This is a genomic window from Pseudomonas palmensis (assembly GCF_049942755.1).
GTDB lineage: Bacteria > Pseudomonadota > Gammaproteobacteria > Pseudomonadales > Pseudomonadaceae > Aquipseudomonas > Aquipseudomonas palmensis.
The window spans coordinates 976,687-995,296 of sequence record NZ_CP187958.1 but is presented as its reverse complement, the minus strand read 5'-3'; the positions used below and the strand labels follow the sequence as shown (position 1 = coordinate 995,296).

Annotated in this window: 12 protein-coding genes; 5 read left to right on the top strand and 7 right to left on the bottom strand. The window is 65.7% G+C overall.

The features are described 5' to 3' along the window. Positions 1-75: 75 nt before the first annotated feature. On the bottom strand, positions 76-3,006 hold the full coding sequence (locus ACPRTJ_RS04665; RefSeq protein ID WP_426428234.1) for a dermonecrotic toxin domain-containing protein: 2,931 nt from the start codon (positions 3,004-3,006) through the stop codon (positions 76-78). A gap of 131 nt (positions 3,007-3,137) precedes the next feature. Next, a complete protein-coding gene (locus ACPRTJ_RS04660) occupies positions 3,138-6,038 on the bottom strand; it encodes a membrane-targeted effector domain-containing toxin (RefSeq protein WP_426428232.1) in 2,901 nt (966 codons plus the stop codon). Positions 6,039-6,253: 215 nt separating this feature from the next. Between ACPRTJ_RS04660 and ACPRTJ_RS04655 the strand changes: the two genes are divergently transcribed. Together ACPRTJ_RS04655 and tadA are read left to right on the top strand one after the other, a co-directional pair. Then, positions 6,254-7,636: a multicopper oxidase family protein gene (locus tag ACPRTJ_RS04655; protein WP_054915055.1), complete on the top strand. Its 1,383-nt coding sequence runs from the start codon at positions 6,254-6,256 to the stop codon at positions 7,634-7,636. Next, positions 7,636-8,118 carry a tRNA adenosine(34) deaminase TadA gene (gene tadA / locus ACPRTJ_RS04650; protein WP_426428229.1) on the top strand — a complete coding sequence of 161 codons (483 nt, stop codon included), beginning with the start codon at positions 7,636-7,638 and terminating at the stop codon, positions 8,116-8,118. Before ACPRTJ_RS04655 ends, tadA begins: the two co-directional genes overlap by 1 nt. An 84-nt stretch (positions 8,119-8,202) precedes the next feature. Here tadA and mltF read toward each other — a convergent pair whose 3' ends face one another. Further along, positions 8,203-9,663: a membrane-bound lytic murein transglycosylase MltF gene (gene mltF / locus ACPRTJ_RS04645; RefSeq protein WP_043860640.1), complete on the bottom strand. Its 1,461-nt coding sequence runs from the start codon at positions 9,661-9,663 to the stop codon at positions 8,203-8,205. Positions 9,664-9,899: 236 nt separating this feature from the next. On the opposite strand from mltF, the gene purL reads away from it, so the two are divergent. Beyond that, a complete protein-coding gene (gene purL / locus ACPRTJ_RS04640; protein ID WP_043860639.1) occupies positions 9,900-13,799 on the top strand; it encodes a phosphoribosylformylglycinamidine synthase in 3,900 nt (1,299 codons plus the stop codon). Between the two features lie 2 nt (positions 13,800-13,801). Next, positions 13,802-14,113: a YqfO family protein gene (locus ACPRTJ_RS04635; RefSeq protein ID WP_054915053.1), complete on the top strand. Its 312-nt coding sequence runs from the start codon at positions 13,802-13,804 to the stop codon at positions 14,111-14,113. Positions 14,114-14,159: 46 nt separating this feature from the next. Here the strand turns inward: ACPRTJ_RS04635 and tatC are convergent, their stop codons facing one another. From tatC to tatA, 3 genes are read right to left on the bottom strand one after another with little or no spacing between them, the layout of a single operon-like run. Then, a complete protein-coding gene (tatC, locus tag ACPRTJ_RS04630; RefSeq protein ID WP_116053009.1) occupies positions 14,160-14,906 on the bottom strand; it encodes a twin-arginine translocase subunit TatC in 747 nt (248 codons plus the stop codon). Continuing rightward, positions 14,903-15,190 carry a Sec-independent protein translocase protein TatB gene (gene tatB, locus ACPRTJ_RS04625; RefSeq protein ID WP_078480098.1) on the bottom strand — a complete coding sequence of 96 codons (288 nt, stop codon included), beginning with the start codon at positions 15,188-15,190 and terminating at the stop codon, positions 14,903-14,905. Before tatB ends, tatC begins: the two co-directional genes overlap by 4 nt. Beyond that, positions 15,190-15,402, bottom strand: a complete 213-nt coding sequence (tatA, locus tag ACPRTJ_RS04620) for a twin-arginine translocase TatA/TatE family subunit (protein WP_043860635.1) — start codon at positions 15,400-15,402, stop codon at positions 15,190-15,192. The genes tatB and tatA overlap by 1 nt, the downstream gene beginning before the upstream one ends. Positions 15,403-15,543: 141 nt before the next feature. On the opposite strand from tatA, the gene gspK reads away from it, so the two are divergent. Then, on the top strand, positions 15,544-16,509 hold the full coding sequence (gene gspK / locus ACPRTJ_RS04615; RefSeq protein ID WP_116053012.1) for a type II secretion system minor pseudopilin GspK: 966 nt from the start codon (positions 15,544-15,546) through the stop codon (positions 16,507-16,509). Positions 16,510-16,530: 21 nt separating this feature from the next. Here the strand turns inward: gspK and ACPRTJ_RS04610 are convergent, their stop codons facing one another. After that, positions 16,531-18,582 (bottom strand): PhoX family protein, encoded by a 2,052-nt coding sequence (locus tag ACPRTJ_RS04610; RefSeq protein WP_116053015.1) that lies wholly within the window; start codon positions 18,580-18,582, stop codon positions 16,531-16,533. Positions 18,583-18,610 lie beyond the last annotated feature (28 nt).

Below are 18,610 nucleotides of genomic sequence, written 5' to 3'. Positions count from 1 at the left end.
GCCCGGTTGCCGCGAGGCGAAAGCAAGGGCAGGGCCAGGCGGCCTTGCCCTTTTTTCATCGCCGCCTGCCTGGCGTCACAGCGGCACGTACTTCAAGCCGTACCGGGACAGCTGGAAGGCCATTTCCGACAGGTCCGGCAGGCGTCGCTTGTCCAGCCATGGCCAGCTGGCGCGTTCGATATAGATGAACTCACCGTCCCTTGCGATGGGCGTGTAGTGCAGCGCCAGGTCCTTGCTGCGGTGCACCAGGGTCATCTTGCCGTCGATGTCCTTGAAGCCGAACGCCCCCGGTTTGGCCAGCCGGCTTTCCAGCGTGCCCGAGGCCGAGGGCGGCTGGGCAATCGGCACCTGCAGGCGCAGGTCGCCCTGCACGCGGGTTTCGCGGATACCGTCGTCCACTGCGTAAAGCCCCGGGTCGCGGCCGACGCTTGCGCTGCTGCCGATTTCGATGTCCTCGACGCGCACACCGATCACACCTTGCAGTTCGCTGACCCCGGGTACGCTCTCGAAGGTGTTGGCGTGGGTGTTGCCCATCAGTGCAACCCATTTGCCGGCGCCATGGGCAGCCTGGTCGGCAGCGATCACGCGGTGGGCGAAGAAGTTCATCATCTTCTGGCGAATCGCGGGTGGTCGGGGGCCCATCCATGCCTGGCGGTAACTGGCCATGCAATCGATGGCCTGTATCCGGATGCCCTGTTTCTGCGCGCTCCTGAGCACCTGCATGAAGGTGTAGCGCTGGGCGGGGTCGGTGTGCCAGCCGCGGTCCAGATCGGTCACGTAGGTCTTGAGTGCCTGGGGCATCTGCCCGGTCTGGTTGAACAGGTCCAGGTCGGCCTGCTGGAAGTCGGTCATCAGGTGCTCCATGTACAGCACCCGCACCTTCTGCTGCTTGAGCAGGGCCATGTTCTCGATCAGAAACTGCTTGCTGCCCAGTTGTGAATGGGCTTCGCCGACCACCAGGCCCTCGCTGTTTTCGTACACGCTGCGAATGATCTGCCTGGCGCTGGCATCGGCAGCCAATGTTGGCAGCGGTGGCCGCTGCGGCAGGCTTGCGGTGCTGAAAAACGCTTCGGCGTCGTCGACCAGCAGGTCGCGCAAGGTGCGAAATTGCGCGTAGGCCTGTTCGCGGGCGGGGTTGTTGGGGGAGAACGTGCGCCCGCTCAGGTTCGACTCCTCGCCACCGTTGGAGGCCTTGAGCAATTCGGGCTGCAGCGCCTTGTCGACTTCATAGGGGGTGGGCACGCGTTCCGGGCCGGGCGCGGGTACCTGGGCCTGGCCCCAGAGCTTGAGGCGAAAGCGTGGCGCCCCGCCTTTCAGACCCTGCTCCAGTGGTTGCCACACGCCTTCGTCATTCAGGCCAATGGGCACGTTGCGGTAGAACGAGTAGGGGTTTTGCGGGTCGACCACCGCCCATGAATGCAGCTCGCCGATGTAGCGCACGTGGTAGGGGAACCCGTCTATCTGGGCATAGAAGCCATCGTCCAGGGTGTAGATACCCTGGAATTTGCCGCTGCCGGTGGCGTGCCCGTCCAGCAGCACGTTGGTTTCGAACGGGGCCAGCAGTTGCGAGCGCTCGGCCGGTATCAGCGGCGCAGGCGCCCACTCGGCGAGTTCCGCCGGGGTGGCCATTGGCGTGTGTTCGGGCTCGATGGGTCCAGTCTGCGTGCCCGCGTCCAGGCTGGGTTCGATCTCGGCGATTTCACCGGTGACGGCCGGGCCTGCGAGCAGGGTGGCATTGAACAGCGTGTTGATGGCCGCCAGCACGGCGCCGATCACGCCGGCCTTGCGTTGGGCAGTGGTGTGCCCGTTGACCGCCTGATCGATGTTCAGGCCGGTTTCGGCCAGCCCGGCGCCCACTGCAGCCAGCGCTACCGGCCAGTCGACCGCGGCCATGGCACTGGCGAACGTGCCGAAGGCCTTGAGGTAGCCGATCCATAGTTGCTTGCGCAGGTCGGCGTTGGAGCGCAGCGAGAAGTGCGCATCGTCGATCATGCGCTGACGCGCTGCATCGCGCAGGTGGGTGAACCCATCGCCATGCACGGTCGTGTTCGACTGGTTGAGTGCGTCGTGACCGTTGCCGCCCCAGTTGTTGAACAGCACGTCGATCAGGTGCTCGAGCCCTACCGCGCTGGCTTTTTCGCCGTGGTCCGCAAGGGCGAAGTGGGTCATGAAGCGTGCGCGGTTCTGCGCCGCATTGGTGTTGTGCAGCACCCACCAGTACAGCTCGCTGTGGTTGGCGAACAGGTGCAGGGCGTCGACCTCGCCCGGGATGTAGAGCAACTGGTAACCGTCGTCGAGTTCTACCCGCAGGATATCGGTGGCCACATGGCCGCCGATGTCGAAGGTGCACAGGCGCACCCCCGCCACCGGCCTGGCCTGTTGTTGCAACTGGCTCAGCGAGGGCGGCCAGCTGGCGTCACCGGCCAGGGCAGTGGCCACCCGCCGCAAGCGTGCCAGGCGGGCGGGGTCGGTCTGGTGTGCGCAGGTTTCGAGCACCTTGCTCAGGAAGTTGGCCTTGGCCAGGGTGCGGAAGTTGTCCGAATGACGGGCCCAGAAGCGGGTCAGGTCCTGGTGGAAGGCGCTGCAGAAGTCGACCTTCCACAGCTCGTCGAGTACCTCGCGCGGGGCCATCGGCACTTCATCGCGCTCATCGAACAGGCCTGTACCCGGCCCGCGGCTGTAGAAGCCGGTGCGGTAGCCGAGCAGGTCGGCGTTGTCCTGGTCGTTGACATCGAACCGCTGCATCACCAGTTGCGGCAGTGTCAGCGATTCGCTGGGCGGGCCGAGGTGTTCCCAGCCGCTGAAGGTGCGCGGGCTGCTATGCGCGGTGTTGAACCGGTGCAGGTACACCGCGTCCGGGTCCAGCGTGCTGCGGGTGTGTTTCTTCAGGATATGGCTGGCGATTTCGCGGGCCATCTGGCGCATGTCGGGGCAATGCTTGACCAGTTGTCGGGCCAGGTTCTGCAGCTGTTCATGGTCGTGGGTCTGTTGGGCGGTCAGGGGCATGGCGGTACTTCCGTGTCAGGGGCGAGGGGCCAGCTTGGCCGGGGGCGGCGAGCAGCGTGCGGTAAGTAAGTAGTGCGGGCCGCCCAGCCAGCCCGGGCCGTCCAGGCAGCAAGCAAAGCTGGGCAGCGCCGTTACAGTGGCACGAAGGTCAGCCCGTTGGATGTCACCAGGGTCGACAGTTGCGCCAGGCTTGGCATGCGGCGCTTGTCCACGCGTGGCCAGCTCGCCCGATCGATGTAGTAGAACGTGCCGTCCCGTTGGATGGGGGTGTAGTGCAGCGTCAGGTCCTTGCTGCGGTGGATCATCTGCAAGGTCCCCTCCACCTGGGTGAAACTGAAGGAGCCGACAGCGCGCAGCTTTTCTTCCAGGGTGCGTGCCACGCCGTGTGCGGGAGCAATGGGCACCTGCAGCAGCAGGTCGCATTTGACCGCCGCCAGGTTGGCCGCCTGGTCGGGTTGGATACCGGGGTCCACGCCGAATCGCACAGGCAGCCCGCACTCGATGTCTTCGATGCGCAGGCCGATGGCGCCCTGCAGCTCGGCAAGCCCTGGCACGCCGTCAAACGTATTGGTGTGGGTGTTGCCCACGAAGGCGATCCACCTGCTGGGGTGCAGGGCCTGGTCTGCTGCAATGACCCGATGGGCAAAGAAGTTCATCATCTGTTGGCGGATCGGGCCCGGCGGGGTGGCCAGCCAGGCCTGACGATAGCTGGCCATGCAGTCGATGGCCTGGAGGCGGACCTGGTTGGCCTGTGCGGTGAGCATCACCTGCTGGAAGGTATAGCGTCCGCTGCTGTCGGTGGCCTGGCTTCGGTCCAGTTCGGCCACATAGTCGCGCAGGTGCTGGCTCATGTTGCCTGTGCGGTTGAACGCATCGAGGTCGGCCTGGTGAAAGTCCGTCAGCAGATGCTCCAGGTACAGCACCTTGACCTTCTGCTTGCGCAGTTGCGCCATGTTGTCGATCAGAAAGCGTTTGCTGCCCAGGTGTGCGTGGCATTCGCCGATCACCACGCCGTCGCAGCGGGAGTAGCAACCACGCAAGATCTGCTTGGGCGCCGGGTTGCTTTCGAACAGCGGCAGTTGCGGGCGTGGCGGCAGCTCCACCGTGCTCAGGTACTCCCTGGCGTCGTTCAGCAGCTTGCTGCGCAGCTTGCGAAACAGGTCGCAGGCTTCTTCCAAGTGTGGCTGATTGGCCCGGTAGGTAATGCCGCTGAGCTGTTCGTCATCCACCGAACGCAGCTGTGCCTGCTGGCGCGGGAGCAACTCGTAGGGCGTGGGGATACGTTCGGCAGGGGGTGGCGCGTAGTCGCTGCGACCCCACAGTTTGAGGCGAAAGCGCGGTGTACCCCCCAGAAGGCGGCCCTGTGCGACGGGCTCCCACTGCTGTTGCGCATTGAGCCGGATGGGCACGTTGCGGTAGAACGAAAAGGGCGCGTTCGGGTCGATCACCACCCAGCTCTTGAGCTCGCCCACGTACCGCACCTGGTAGGCGAAATCGCCGATCGCTACATAGAAACCGTCGGCCAGCGAGTAGATGCCCTGCATCTTGCCGACCCCGGGTTTCTCGCCGTCGAGCAGGGCATTGGTCTCGAAGGTGGCCAGGCGCTGGGAAGCCGGTGTCGGTCGCAGGGGGGCGGGTACCTGGGCCTCAATATCCTCGGCAGTGGCAAGGGGTTCGTCCTCGGCCTCCACATAGGGCTCGGCGACGGCGGGCACCTCGCTGTCGACCCGTATCGCTTCACCGGTCTCCTCGCCGAGCAGCGTCGCGTTGAACAGCGTGTCGATGCAGGCCAGTACGGCGCCTATGACGCCCGCCTGGCGTTCGGCAGTGGTGTGGCCGTTGATCGCCTCGTCGATGGACAGGCCGGTCTCGCCAAGCCCTGCGCCCACGGCAGCCAGTGCAACCGGCCAGTCGAAGGCGGCCATTGCCCCGGCGAACCGGGTAAAGGCGTGCAGGTCCGCCACCCACATCTGTTTGCGCAGGTCGGCGTTGGAGCGCAGGGCGAAGTGCGCGTCGTCGCTCATGCGCTGTCGCGCCGCATCGCGCAGGTAGCTGAATGCATCCTGCTCGACCGGCTTGTCCAGCAGGTTGATGGCATCGTGTGCGCTGCCGGCCCAGTTGGAGAACAGCAGGTCGATCAGATGCTCGAGCCCGACCCCGGCGGGGTTTTCGGCATGGCTGGACAACGCGAAGTGGGCCATCAGGCGCGCGCGGTTATCTGCGGCATTGGTGTTCTGCAGCACCCACCAGTAAAGCTGCGCAGGGTTGGCAAACAGGTGCAGGGCCGTGACCTCGCCGGGCATGTACAGCACCTGGTAGCCATCGGGCAGTACGGCACGCAGCATGTCGCTGGCGACGTAGCCGCCGATGTCGAAGGCATGCAGGCGCACCCCCTGGTCGGGAACATGCGTGTGCTGCAGTTGTTCGAGGGTGGGCGGCCAGTCGGTGGTGCCGGCCAGTGCCCGGGCCAGCAGGCGGTAGCGTTTGCGCTGTTCGGGCAGGTCTGCGTGTTCGCAGGCTTCCACCACCTTGCTCAGGAAGTTGGCCTTGGCCATGCTGCGAAACGCCTCTGCACTGTCGGCCCAGAACGCCTGCATCTTCTGCCTGAAGACCGAGCTGAAGTCGATCTGCCAGAAGTAGCGCAGCACATCGGCCGGTGCCATGGGGACTTCGTTGCGTTCGTCGAACACCCCGGCATGCGCGCCTTCGCGGTAGAAGCCGGTGCGGTAGCCGAGCAGGTCGGCGTTGTCCTGGTCGTTGGCGTCGAAGCGCTGCATCACCAGTTGCGGCAACGTCAGCGACTGGTAGGGCAGCTCACGGTGCTCCCAGCCGCTGAAGCTTCTGGGGTTGGACTGGGCCGCCTTGAAACGGTGCAGGTACACGGTGTCCGGATCGAGGCTGCTGCGGGCGAACTTCTTCAGGGCGTCGACGGCCACCTCACGGGCCATCTGGCGCATGTCCGGGCAGTTGACGACGAGCTGGCGCGCAATGTCCTGAAGCTGCGCGCGTTGTGGGTTGGGGGGCTGGGGCATGGCGATCCTTCCTTGGTCTGGGCCATGGCAGGATGGGCTGGCTCCAGCGGGCAGGTGCGGTAGAAAGTGCTGCGCGGGTGGGTGCGGCATCGTGTGCCGCTGCCGGGGCAACTCTTCACTTAAAGTTTCGCAAATGCAGGTGTATCGTATTCGCCCTTACCGCCAGCCCGGTCATGGCTGGCAGGCTGTTTTCGCGATACGAGGTGCCTGTTCCGATGTCCTTTACCCGTCGACAAATGCTCAAGGGGCTGACTGGCCTGGTGGTGGTTGGCCTGGGCGCCGGGGGCGCCGCACGTTACTGGATGGGCAAGGTCGAGGACGAGCAGGCCGGGCATGACTATGAACTGATCGCCGCGCCGCTGGACGTCGAGCTGGTGGCCGGGCACACCACCCAGGCCTGGGCGTTCGGCCCGTCCGCGCCGGGCACCGAGCTGCGGGTGCGTCAGGGGCAGTGGCTGCGGGTGCGGTTCATCAACCACCTGCCGGTGGCCACCACCATCCACTGGCACGGTATCCGCCTGCCGCTGGAAATGGACGGCGTGCCCTACGTTTCGCAGCTGCCGGTGCTGCCGGGCGAGTACTTCGACTACAGGTTCCGCGTGCCGGATGCCGGCAGCTTCTGGTACCACCCCCACGTCAACAGCAGCGAAGAGCTGGGCCGCGGCCTGGTCGGCCCGCTGATCGTGGAGGAGCGCGAGCCCACCGGTTTCAAGCACGAGCGCACCCTGAGCCTGAAGAACTGGCACGTGGACGAGCAGGGCAACTTCGTCGAGTTCAGCGTGCCGCGCGAAGCGGCCCGTGGCGGTACCGCAGGGCGCCTGATCACCATCAACGGGCAGCCCGACGCGGTGGTGGAAATGCCCGCCGGGCAGATCGTGCGGGTGCGCCTGCTGAACCTGGACAACACCCTGACCTACCGCATCAACCTCAAGGGCGACTTCGAGGCGCGCATCTATGCGCTGGATGGCAACCCGATCACCCCGCGCCCATTGGGCAAGGACTACTGGCTGGGCCCCGGCATGCGCATCTGCCTGGCCATCCGCATGCCGGCAGCCGGTGAGGAGCTGTCGCTGCGCGACGGCTCGGTGCGCCTGGGCACCCTGCGTTCGGTGGCCAGCAGCGAGGCACCGGGCGACTGGCCACCGGCGCTGCCGGCCAACCCCATCGCCGAGCCGGACCTGGCCAACGCCGAGAAGATCAACTTCAATTTCGAGTGGGTAGGCTCGGTGTCGGTCAATACCGAGAACGGCAAGCCGCCAAGCCTGTGGCAGATCAACGGGCAGGCCTGGGACATCACCGACAAGACCTGTTCCGACCGGCCGATTGCCACCTTGAAGAAGGGCAAGAGCTACATCTTCGAGCTCAAGAACATGACCCAGTACCAGCACCCGATCCACCTGCACGGCATGAGTTTCAAGGTGCTCAGCTCCAATCGCCACAAGATCCCGGAGCAGTACTTCACCGACACCTACCTGCTGGGCAAGAACGAGCGGGCGCAGGTGGCGCTGGTGGCGGATAACCCCGGCACCTGGATGTTCCATTGCCACGTGATCGATCACATGGAAACCGGCCTGATGGCCGCCATCGAGGTGGCGTGATGCGTCAGCCGCAGATCATCGATCGCAACCGCGACCAGCACTTCATGCGCCTGGCGCTGGAGCTGGCGGCGCAGGGGGCGGCGTTGGGCGAGGTGCCGGTGGGCGCGGTGCTGGTGCAGCACGGCGAGGTGATCGGGCAGGGCTTCAACTGCCCGATCAGCGGCAGCGACCCCAGCGCGCACGCCGAAATGGTGGCCATTCGCGCGGCGGCGCAGGCGGCCAGCAACTACCGGCTGCCGGGCAGCACGCTGTATGTGACGCTGGAGCCGTGCAGCATGTGCGCCGGGCTGATCGTGCATTCGCGGGTCAACCGCGTGGTGTTCGGGGCCCTGGAGCCCAAGGCAGGGATCGTGCAGAGCCAGGGGCAATTCTTTACCCAGGGGTTTCTGAACCACCGGGTGCTGTTCGAGGGCGGGGTGCTGGCCGAGGAGTGCGGGGCGATTCTGACCGAGTTCTTCAGGGCTCGGCGGGCCAAGGCCTGATAACCGTGGTGTGCCCATCGCGGGTCAAGCCCGCTCCCCTGTTGTTGCGGGAGCGGGCTTGGCCCGCGATACAGGCGCTGCAAACTAGAGCGGCGGCGAAGCGTCGGCCGGCTTGGTCTTGTTGACCCCCGGCACATGCAGGTTGCCTTCGGCCACCTGGCTGCCCTCCAGCTGCGGCTGGGTCACCCAGGTCAGGATGTCGTAGTAGCGCCGGATGTTGGCCACGAAATGCACCGGCTCGCCGCCACGGGCATAGCCGTAGCGGGTCTTGCTGTACCACTGCTTCTGCGACAGGCGCGGCAGCATCTTCTTCACGTCCAGCCACTTGTTCGGGTTCAGCCCCTCGCGCTTGGCCAGCTTGCGTGCATCGTCCAGGTGGCCGCTGCCCACGTTGTAGGCGGCCAGGGCAAACCAGGTGCGGTCCGGCTCCTCGATGTCGTCATCGAGCTCCTTCTTCACATGCATGAAGTACTTGGCCCCGCCCTCGATGCTCTGGCGCGGGTCGAGCCGGTTGGACACGCCCATGGCCTGGGCGGTGCGCTGGGTCAGCATCATCAGCCCGCGCACGCCGGTCTTGGAGGTGACCTCGGCCTGCCACATCGACTCCTGGTAACCGATCGCCGCCAGCAGGCGCCAGTCCACCTGTTCCTTCTTGGCCGAGGTCTTGAAGTGGTTCTCGTAGCGCGGCAGGCGCTGCTGCAGGTGCTGGGCGAAGGTGTAGGCGCCGACATAGCCGAGCACGTCCACGTGGCCGTAGTAGCGGTCCTTGAGCCGTTGCAGGGTGCCGTTCTTGTGCACCTTGTCGATGAATTCGTTGATTTCGTTGAGCAGGCTGTTGTCTTCGCCGGCCGCCACCGCCCAGCGCTGGTCGCGCCCGTCGCCCAGGTCGAAGGCGACCCGCACGTTGGGGAAGTACACCTGGTTCATCGCCACTTCGTTGGAGTCGACCAGGGTCAGGTCGATCTGGCCCTCGTCGACCATGCGCAGCAGGTCGACCACCTCGACCTGGTCGGATTCTTCATATTGCAGGGCCGGGTACTGTTTTTTCAGCTCTGCCAGCTGTTCGGCATGGCTGCTGCCCTTGAGTACCAGAATGCGCTTGCCGACCAGGTCGCCGGCGTCGGTGGGGCGGGGCTTGCCGTTGCGGTAGATGATCTGCGGGGTGACTTCGAGATACGGGTGGGAAAAACGTACCTGCTGCTTGCGCTGCTCGCTGCTTACCAGGCCCGCTGCCGCCAGCACCGGGCCGTTCGGCTGGCCGAGCTGGTTGAACAGGTCGTCGAGGTTGTCGGCGGTCTCGATCTGCAGCTTCACGCCCAGGTCGTCGGCAAAGCGCTGGACCAGCTCGTACTCGAAGCCGGTTTCGCCGTTGCGGTCCTGGAAGTAGGTGGCCGGGCTGTTGCGGGTGATCACGCGCAGCACGCCGTCCTCCTTGACACGCTCCAGGGTGCTGGGTTTTTCAACACAGGCACCGAGCATCAGGAAGAGTCCGGTTGCGATGAGCCATTTGGCACAACGCTGGCGCAAAGCAGTCTGGGCAAACATAGGGTGCAGTATACGCAAAGGACCTGCCGCGCCATATCTCGACAACATCCGGCTTGTCTGCTAGCACAGCCCGATAAAACCGCGTCGGGACGGGTTTTTGTCATCTCGTGAAGCACTCTTGTCGGCTTGCCGACATTCGGCCTGTCGCCGATGCAGCGTTTCGGGTGCCGTCGGCGGCGGTTTAGGCTAGAATGCACGGCCTCTAAGCACACCCCCTTCCTGAGGCTGTCCCGACGATGTTGATCCTGCGCGGCGCTCCTGCCCTTTCTGCCTTTCGCCACGGTAAATTACTCGAGCAACTGAGCCAGAAAGTCCCCGCTGTTAGTGGTTTGTACGCTGAATTCGCCCATTTCGCCGAGGTTGACGGCGAGCTGAGTGCCGACCAACAGCATGTGCTCGCGCGCCTGCTCAAGTACGGCCCGAGCGTGCCGGTACAGGAGCCCAGCGGTCGCCTGTTCCTGGTCATGCCGCGTTTCGGCACCATCTCGCCCTGGTCGAGCAAGGCCAGCGACATCGCCCACAACTGCGGCCTGGAGAACGTCAAGCGCCTGGAGCGCGGTACTGCCTTCTATGTCGGCGGTGAACTGAGCGAGGCCGATGTGGCCGCCGTCGCCGAGCTGCTGCACGACCGCATGACCCAGATCGTGCTGGGCAGGCTCGAAGAGGCCGCCGGCCTGTTCAGCCATGCCGAACCCAAGCCGCTGACCGCCGTCGACATCCTCGGCGGTGGCCGCGCCGCGCTGGAAAAAGCCAACGTCGAGCTGGGCCTGGCCCTGGCCGAAGACGAGATCGACTACCTGGTCACCAGCTTCCAGGGCCTCAAGCGCAACCCGCACGACATCGAACTGATGATGTTCGCCCAGGCCAACTCCGAGCACTGCCGCCACAAGATCTTCAACGCCAGTTGGGATATCGACGGCCAGAGCCAGGAAAAAAGCCTGTTCGGCATGATCAAGAACACCTACCAGATGCACAGCGAAGGCGTGCTGTCCGCTTACAAGGACAACGCCTCGGTGATCGTCGGTTCCACCGCCGGGCGCTTCTTCCCGAACCCTGAAACCCGCCAGTACGGTGCGGTGCAGGAGCCGGTGCACATCCTGATGAAGGTCGAGACCCACAACCACCCGACCGCCATCGCGCCGTTCCCGGGGGCCTCCACCGGTTCCGGCGGCGAGATCCGCGACGAAGGTGCCACCGGTCGCGGCGCCAAGCCCAAGGCCGGCCTCACCGGCTTCACCGTGTCCAACCTGCAGATCCCGGGCTTCGAACAGCCGTGGGAAAAGCCCTACGGCAAGCCGGAGCGCATCGTCACCGCGCTGGACATCATGATCGAAGGCCCGCTGGGCGGCGCGGCGTTCAACAATGAATTCGGGCGCCCGGCACTGACCGGTTACTTCCGTACCTTCGAGCAGTCGATCAACACCCCCCACGGCGAAGAAGTGCGCGGCTACCACAAGCCGATCATGCTCGCCGGCGGCATGGGCAACATCCGCGAAGGCCATGTGCAGAAGGGCGAGATCACCGTCGGCGCCAAGCTGATCGTGCTCGGCGGCCCGGCCATGCTGATCGGCCTGGGTGGCGGTGCTGCCTCGTCGATGGCCACCGGCGCCAGCTCTGCCGACCTCGATTTCGCCTCGGTACAGCGCGAAAACCCGGAAATGGAACGCCGCTGCCAGGAGGTCATCGACCGCTGCTGGCAGCTGGGCGATGCCAACCCCATCGCGTTCATCCATGACGTCGGCGCGGGCGGCCTGTCCAACGCCTTCCCCGAGCTGGTCAACGACGGCGGCCGTGGCGGTCGTTTCGAGCTGCGCAACGTGCCCAACGACGAGCCGGGCATGGCGCCGCTGGAAATCTGGAGCAACGAGTCCCAGGAACGCTACGTGCTGGCGGTCGACGCCAAGGACCTGGAGCGTTTCACCGCCATCTGCGAACGCGAGCGCTGCCCGTTCGCGGTGGTCGGCGAAGCCACTGCCGAACCGCAACTGACCGTCACCGACAGCCACTTCGGCAACAGCCCGGTGGACATGCCGCTGGAAGTGCTGCTGGGCAAGGCCCCGCGCATGCACCGTTCGGTCAGCCGCGAAGCCGAGCTGGGCGACGATTTCGACCCGAGCACCCTGGACCTCGCCGACTCGGTACAGCGCGTGCTGCGCCACCCGGCCGTGGCCAGCAAGAACTTCCTGATCACCATCGGTGACCGCACCATCACCGGCCTGGTCGCCCGCGACCAGATGGTCGGTCCATGGCAGGTCCCGGTGGCCGACGTGGCCGTCACCGCCACCAGCTTCGACGTGTACACCGGCGAAGCCATGGCCATGGGCGAGCGCACCCCGCTGGCTCTGCTCGACGCCCAGGCGTCCGGGCGCATGGCGATCGGCGAGACCCTGACCAACATGGCGGCCTCGCGCATCGGCAAGCTGTCCGACATCAAGCTGTCGGCCAACTGGATGTCGGCTGCCGGCCACCCCGGTGAAGACGCGCGCCTGTACGACGCGGTCAAGGCCGTGGGCATGGAACTGTGCCCCGAGCTGGGCCTGACCATTCCGGTGGGCAAGGACTCGATGTCCATGAAGACCCGCTGGGAAGATGAAGGTCGCGAGAAGACCGTGACCTCGCCGATGTCGCTGATCGTGACCGGCTTTGCCCCGGTTACCGACATCCGCAAGACCCTGACCCCGCAACTGCGCATGGACAAGGGCGAAACCGACCTGATCCTGATCGACCTGGGTCGCGGCCAGAACCGCATGGGCGCCTCGATCCTGGCCCAGACCCACGGCAAGCTCGCCAGCCAGGCACCGGACGTCGACGACGCCGAAGACCTCAAGGCGTTCTTCGCGGTGATCCAGGGCCTGAACGCCGACGGTCACCTGCTGGCCTACCACGACCGCTCCGACGGCGGCCTGCTGGCCACCGCGCTGGAAATGGCCTTCGCCGGCCATTGCGGGCTGAACCTGGAACTGGACACCCTGACCGGCAAGCGCGAGAAAGTCGCGGCCATCCTCTTCAACGAAGAGCTGGGTGCGGTGATCCAGGTGCGCCAGGACGCCACCCCGGACGTGCTGGCCCAGTTCAGCGCCGCCGGCCTTGGCGAAGACTGCGTGGCGGTGATCGGCAAGCCGGTCAATTGTGCCGACGTGGCCATCAGCCTGAACGGCGAAGTGCTGTTCACCGGCGACCGCCGCCTGCTGCAGCGCCAGTGGGCCGAGACCAGCTACCAGATCCAGCGCCTGCGCGACAACGCCGACTGCGCCGACCAGGAGTTCGACGGCCTGCTCGAGGAAGACAACCCGGGCCTGAGCGTCAAGCTGGGCTTCGACGTCAACCACGACATCGCGGCGCCTTACATCAAGAAGGGCATTCGCCCACAGGTGGCGGTACTGCGCGAGCAGGGCGTCAACGGCCAGGTGGAAATGGCTGCGGCGTTCGACCGTGCCGGCTTCAACGCCATCGACGTGCACATGAGCGATATCCTCGCCGGTCGCGTCGACCTGAACGAGTTCAAGGGCATGGTTGCCTGCGGCGGCTTCTCCTACGGTGACGTGCTGGGTGCCGGTGAAGGCTGGGCCAAGTCGGCGCTGTTCAACAGCCGCGCCCGCGACGCCTTCCAGGGCTTCTTCGAGCGTAGCGACAGCTTCACCCTGGGTGTGTGCAACGGTTGCCAGATGATGTCCAACCTGCACGAGCTGATCCCGGGCAGCGAGTTCTGGCCGCACTTCGTGCGCAACCGCTCCGAGCAGTTCGAGGCGCGCGTGGCGATGGTCCAGGTGCAGGAGTCCAACTCGATCTTCCTGCAGGGCATGGCCGGTTCGCGCATGCCGATCGCCATCGCGCACGGTGAAGGGCATGCCGAGTTCGCCAGCGAAGAGGCACTGTTGGAAGCCGACCTGTCCGGTTGCGTGGCCCTGCGTTTCGTCGACAACCACGGCAAGGTCACCGAGACCTACCCGGCCAACCCGAACGGTTCGCCGCGCGGGATCACCGGCCTGACCAGCCGCGACGGGCGCGTCACCATCATGATGCCGCACCCTGAGCGGGTATTCCGTGCGGTGCAGAACTCGTGGCGCCCGGATGACTGGAACGAAGACGCCGCCTGGATGCGCATGTTCCGCAACGCGCGGGCCTGGGTGAACTGAGGGTGTTCAAACTCGCCTTCTTCGTGCCGCCCAGCCATGTGGAGCAGGTCAAGGCCGCTGTGTTCGCCGCCGGTGGCGGACGCATCGGCGCCTACGACAGCTGTGCGTGGCAGGTGCTGGGCCAGGGCCAGTTCCGTCCGTTGAGCGGCAGCCAGCCGTTCATCGGGCAGAGCGGGGTGGTCGAGCAGGTCGAGGAGTGGCGGGTCGAGCTGGTGGTGGACGATGCGCTGGTGGGGCCGGTAGTCGCGGCCCTGAAGGCGAGCCACCCCTACGAGACCCCGGCCTACGAGGTCTGGCAGCTCGCTGATTTCTGATTGGCAGGTCTGCCTCTTCGCCGGCCTTGCCGGTGAAGAGGTCCGATCAGGCAACCTCCATCCTCTGCTCCTGCTTGCGCTGCACCCCCGCACACGCCAGCAACCCCACTTCAAACAGTATCCACATCGGCACCGCCAGCAAGGTCTGTGAAAACACGTCCGGCGGGGTCAGCAGCATGCCCACCACAAAGCATCCGACGATCACGTAAGGCCGGCTCTTGCGCAGTGTCGCCACATCCGTCACCCCCGCCCACACCACGATGAAGGTGGCCACCGGTATCTCGAACGCCAGCCCGAACGCCAGAAACAGCGCCAGGATGAAGTCCAGGTACAGGCTGATGTCGGTCATCATCGACACCCCGGCCGGGGTCACGCTGGCGAAAAAACCGAACATCATCGGAAACACCACGAAGAACGCGAAGGCCATGCCGGCATAGAACAGCACGATGCTCGATACCAGCAATGGCAAGGCGATGCGCCGTTCCTTGCGGTACATCCCCGGTGCCACGAACCCCCACACCTGGTGCAGCAGCACCGGCATGGCGACGAACAGCGCAGCCATAAGGGTCAGCTTGAAGGGCGCCAGGAACGGCGACGTCACGCTGGTCGCGATCATGCTCGCGCCTTCGGGCAGGTAACGGCGCAAGGGTTCGGACACGGCGGTATAGAGGGTCTGGGCGAACGGGAACAAACCCAGGAACACCAGCGTGACGGCCAGCAGGCAGCGCACCAGGCGCCGCCGCAGTTCGGTCAGGTGGGCAGTCAGGGGCATGCCCGCTTGGGTATCAGTCATGGGCAGGGTCCATTGGTCGAAGTCGGGGTCGGCTGCGCCTGCAGGTTCACGCCCTGGCGCAGTTCCTGTTCCAGACGCCGCAGTGGCTCGGCATCCAGCTCCTGGGTCAGTGCCTGGGTGTCGAGCTCACGCTCCACCTGTGCACGCAGCGCCCCCATGGCACGCCTGGCCTGGCCCACGCCACGCCCCACGGTGCGCATCGCCACCGGCAGGCGTTCGGGGCCCAGCACCAGCAGCGCCACCACGCCCACCAGCAGCAGCTCGGTAAAGCCGATCTCGAACATCAGCTGCGTTGTTCCGGTTGCCCCTGCTGTACCTGCTGCACCGGGGCAGGGGCGTCCGGGGTGTCGGCCTGCGGGCCGTTGCCCATGGATTTGCGAAAGCCCTGGATCGCCTCGCCCACGTCCGCGCCCAGGCCCTTGAGGCGCTTGGTGCCGAACAGCATGAACACGATCATCAACACGATAACCAGTTGCCAGATCCCGATACCGCCCATGTGAAGCACTCCAAGGTCATGAAAAAGAAGGGTTTATCCTGCCTGCGCTTTATGACGCAAAGGTGACGGGCAACGCCTTTGCCATGTGCCTGAAACATCCGCCGTGTTGACTGGCCGCTCTTTGGCAGAGGTAGCGTGACGATGGGTTGCAAGCGACAGCAGGGCGCGGCATTGCTGATGGTGCTGGTGGTGCTGGCGATGATCGCCGGTGGCCTGGCATGGCTGGTACAGGAGGGACGCGCCCAGGTCGATGCGGTGCGCCTGGTGCAGCAGCGCGTGCAGGCGCGCGGGCTGGAGCGGGCCGGGCTGGCCTTTGCCGAGCAGGCCCTGCAAGACCCCAGCTGGCGTGCCAGCCCGCTGTTCTGGCAGGCGCTGCGTGGCCAGGCGCTGCCGTATGCGTTCGACGGCGGTTCGGCGACCCTGCGCATCCGCGACCTGCACACCTGTTTCAACGTCAACAGCCTGGTGGGCGAGGATGCCGAGCGTGCCGAACGCCAACTGCAGTACCTGCTGGGCGGCGACATGGCCGCCGCGCAGCTGGCCCAGGCCCTGGCCGACTGGATCGACAGCGATCACCAGACGCGTCGTGAGGGCGCCGAGAACGATCATTACCTGCGCCAGTCGCCGCCGCGCCTGGCGGCCAATCAGCTGATGCTGGACATGAGCGAGTTGAACCTGCTGCTGGGCCCCGACCCGCAACGCCAGGCCCGTTACCCGCAGCTGTGTGCGTTGCCCGAAACCACGCACTGGCGGCTCAATGCGAATGCGCTGAGCCTTGAACAGTTGCCGTTGCTGGAGGCGCTGTATGAGGGAAAGATGAGCCGCTCACTGCTGAGCCGGGTGGTCACTGCACGCCCGGCCACCGGCTACCGGGATGCCGGCGCCTTGCGCCAGGCACTCGGTGCGCTGGACGATGCGACCTTCGAACGCTTGAGTGAGGGGTTGTTGCTCAACAGCGGGGACTTTCTGTTGCAGCTGGAGATCGAGCAGGACGCTCACGTGCTGCGCAGCCAGTACCAGGTACATGCCCGTGGCGTGGTGCAGTGGCATGCCCTGGTGCCGGTGCAGCAGGTGCGGGTAACCCGGCGCGAACCGCTGCCCTGGTAAGGGCAGCGGTGCCGGTCGGGTCTAGACGCCGATTTCACCGCCATCGTTACGCTGGATCACCACTGTCGAGGCACGTGGGCGCACGGTAGTGCCGGCGGGGGTGACGGTGGTTGCGACGTCGGTCGACGGCCAGTTCTCCGGGTGCTGGATGTTGACGAAGATCGACTTGTTGTCCGGCGTGAAGGCGATGCCAGTCACCTCGCAGCCGTTGGGGCCGACGAAGAAGCGGCGCAGGTCGACCTGGTTCTGGGCATTGATCGGCACCTGCTTGCCGCTGGCATCGACCAGGTCGGTGGGGATCACCGCCAGCATCTGGTCGTTGGTGTAGTCGGTCAGGGTCGATTCGCCGTTGTCGGTCTGGAACCACAGGATGCCACGGCTATCGAAGCTCATCCCGTCGGGGCTGGCGAACTGGTTGAGTTCGGTCAGCCCCGAGCGGTTGATGTCGGCGCTGCCGGCGGCGTTGGCGCCGAACACGAAGATGTCCCAGGTAAAGCTCAGGTGGTCGTCGCTGTCGTGCCAGCGGATGATGTGGCCATGCTTGTTCGGCCCGCGTGGGTTGGCGTTGTCGACAGTGGCCGGGGTGCGCTTGCTGTTGTTGGTCAGGGTCAGGTACACGTCGCCGTTGAGCGGGTTGACCGTGGTCCACTCCGGACGGTCCATAGGCGTTGCGCCCACGGCATCGGCGGCGCCACGGGTGTTGAGGATGATGCCCGGCAGGTCGGTGTACAGCGCGCCCAGGGTGGTGCCGGCCTTGGTGGTGGTGGCGACGTCCAGCAACAGCCAGTGGCCGCTGCCGTCGGCGTCGAAGCGCGCCACGTACAGTTTGCCGTCGTCCATGTACTTGGCACCGGTAGCCAGGCGGTTGCTCGGGTTGGCGTCGGCGGTGTCCCACAGGGCGGTGGAGACGAACTTGTAGAGGTACTCGTTGTTGGAGTCGTCGCCCATGTAGAACACCACCGGCTTGCCGGCTACCGGCAGCGCCGGGCAGCAGCCTTCATGGCGGAAACGCCCCAGGGCGGTGCGCTTGACCGCACGGGTGCTGGCGTCATAGGGGTCGATCTCGACGATGTAGCCGTAGGTGCTGGCTTCGTTGCGGTAGTCGTCGGTGGCCGTCGCGCCGGTGGGGTCAAGGATGAACCGGGTGAACTCGCCGTCCACTTCGCTGGCATCGCCGGCGGCACTTTCCCAGGCGTAGTTGCCCTTGCTGGTGCTCACCCCGATGCGGCGCTGATCGTCCGGCACGGCGCCGCTGGTGTTGACGAAAATTCCTGGCCAGTTCTCTTCGCAGGTGAGGTAGGTGCCCCACGGGGTGAAGCCATTGCCACAGTTGTTGTTGGTGCCGCGGGCTTGGGTACCGGTGTTGGAGAACACGGTCTTGACGTGGTCGCTGCCGCGCAGCGGGCCGGCCAGGTCCATCAGCGTGGCGGTGGTGAATCGGCGGTTGAGCGGGTCGTTGTCGACCACTTGCCAGCGTCCGTTGACCTTGCTCAGGCGCACCACGCCGGCGCCGTGGGCGTTGATTTCCTTGCGCACTTCCTCGGCCGGGCGCTTGCCGCTGCCGTCCACGGTCGGGCCGGCCGGGTGCAGGGCGTCGGCATCGATGTACTCGAAGTTGATCGCCAGCAGGCCGTCGTCGGAGCTGCCGTTGATGGGGAAGAAATGCATGCCGTCATGGTGCATGCCCATGGCGTTGGCCTGGTCGGCGGCAGTGTTGGTGCCGTCGCTTTTCCACGGGTTGCCCGCACTGTTCAGCGGTGTACCCCAGGGCGCCAGCACGTAGGCGCTGTAGCCGTCGGCGACCACGCAGGCGTCGGTGCGCGAACCGGCGATGGAGTTGAAGCCCAGCTTGAGTTTCGGTTTCTCGGGTTCCACCGGAGGGGTCGGCTTGTGGCTCGAGCCCCCGCCGCTGTCGAAGCAGCCGCTCAGGCCCGTCCCTGCAATCATCGCGATCGCGGCACCGAGGCTGCCGCGCACCACGCTGCGGCGGCTCAGGTAGGCATCCAGGACAGTCGCCATTGGCAGGTTGCCACTGGTGTTGCGGTCCAGGTTGTCGCCGGTGTCTCGACTCATCTCTTCATATCCTTGTTGGGTGAAGTGG

What these genes read in the sequence shown, in the direction of transcription:
- ACPRTJ_RS04665 (WP_426428234.1), bottom strand. Translation starts at nt 3,006, where the DNA reads ATGCCCCTGACCGCCCAACAGACCCACGACCATGAACAGCTGCAGAAC.
- ACPRTJ_RS04660 (WP_426428232.1), bottom strand. Translation starts at nt 6,038, where the DNA reads ATGCCCCAGCCCCCCAACCCACAACGCGCGCAGCTTCAGGACATTGCG.
- ACPRTJ_RS04655 (WP_054915055.1), top strand. Translation starts at nt 6,254, where the DNA reads ATGTCCTTTACCCGTCGACAAATGCTCAAGGGGCTGACTGGCCTGGTG.
- tadA (WP_426428229.1), top strand. Translation starts at nt 7,636, where the DNA reads ATGCGTCAGCCGCAGATCATCGATCGCAACCGCGACCAGCACTTCATG.
- mltF (WP_043860640.1), bottom strand. Translation starts at nt 9,663, where the DNA reads ATGTTTGCCCAGACTGCTTTGCGCCAGCGTTGTGCCAAATGGCTCATC.
- purL (WP_043860639.1), top strand. Translation starts at nt 9,900, where the DNA reads ATGTTGATCCTGCGCGGCGCTCCTGCCCTTTCTGCCTTTCGCCACGGT.
- tatC (WP_116053009.1), bottom strand. Translation starts at nt 14,906, where the DNA reads ATGACTGATACCCAAGCGGGCATGCCCCTGACTGCCCACCTGACCGAA.
- tatB (WP_078480098.1), bottom strand. Translation starts at nt 15,190, where the DNA reads ATGTTCGAGATCGGCTTTACCGAGCTGCTGCTGGTGGGCGTGGTGGCG.
- tatA (WP_043860635.1), bottom strand. Translation starts at nt 15,402, where the DNA reads ATGGGCGGTATCGGGATCTGGCAACTGGTTATCGTGTTGATGATCGTG.
- gspK (WP_116053012.1), top strand. Translation starts at nt 15,544, where the DNA reads ATGGGTTGCAAGCGACAGCAGGGCGCGGCATTGCTGATGGTGCTGGTG.
- ACPRTJ_RS04610 (WP_116053015.1), bottom strand. Translation starts at nt 18,582, where the DNA reads ATGAGTCGAGACACCGGCGACAACCTGGACCGCAACACCAGTGGCAAC.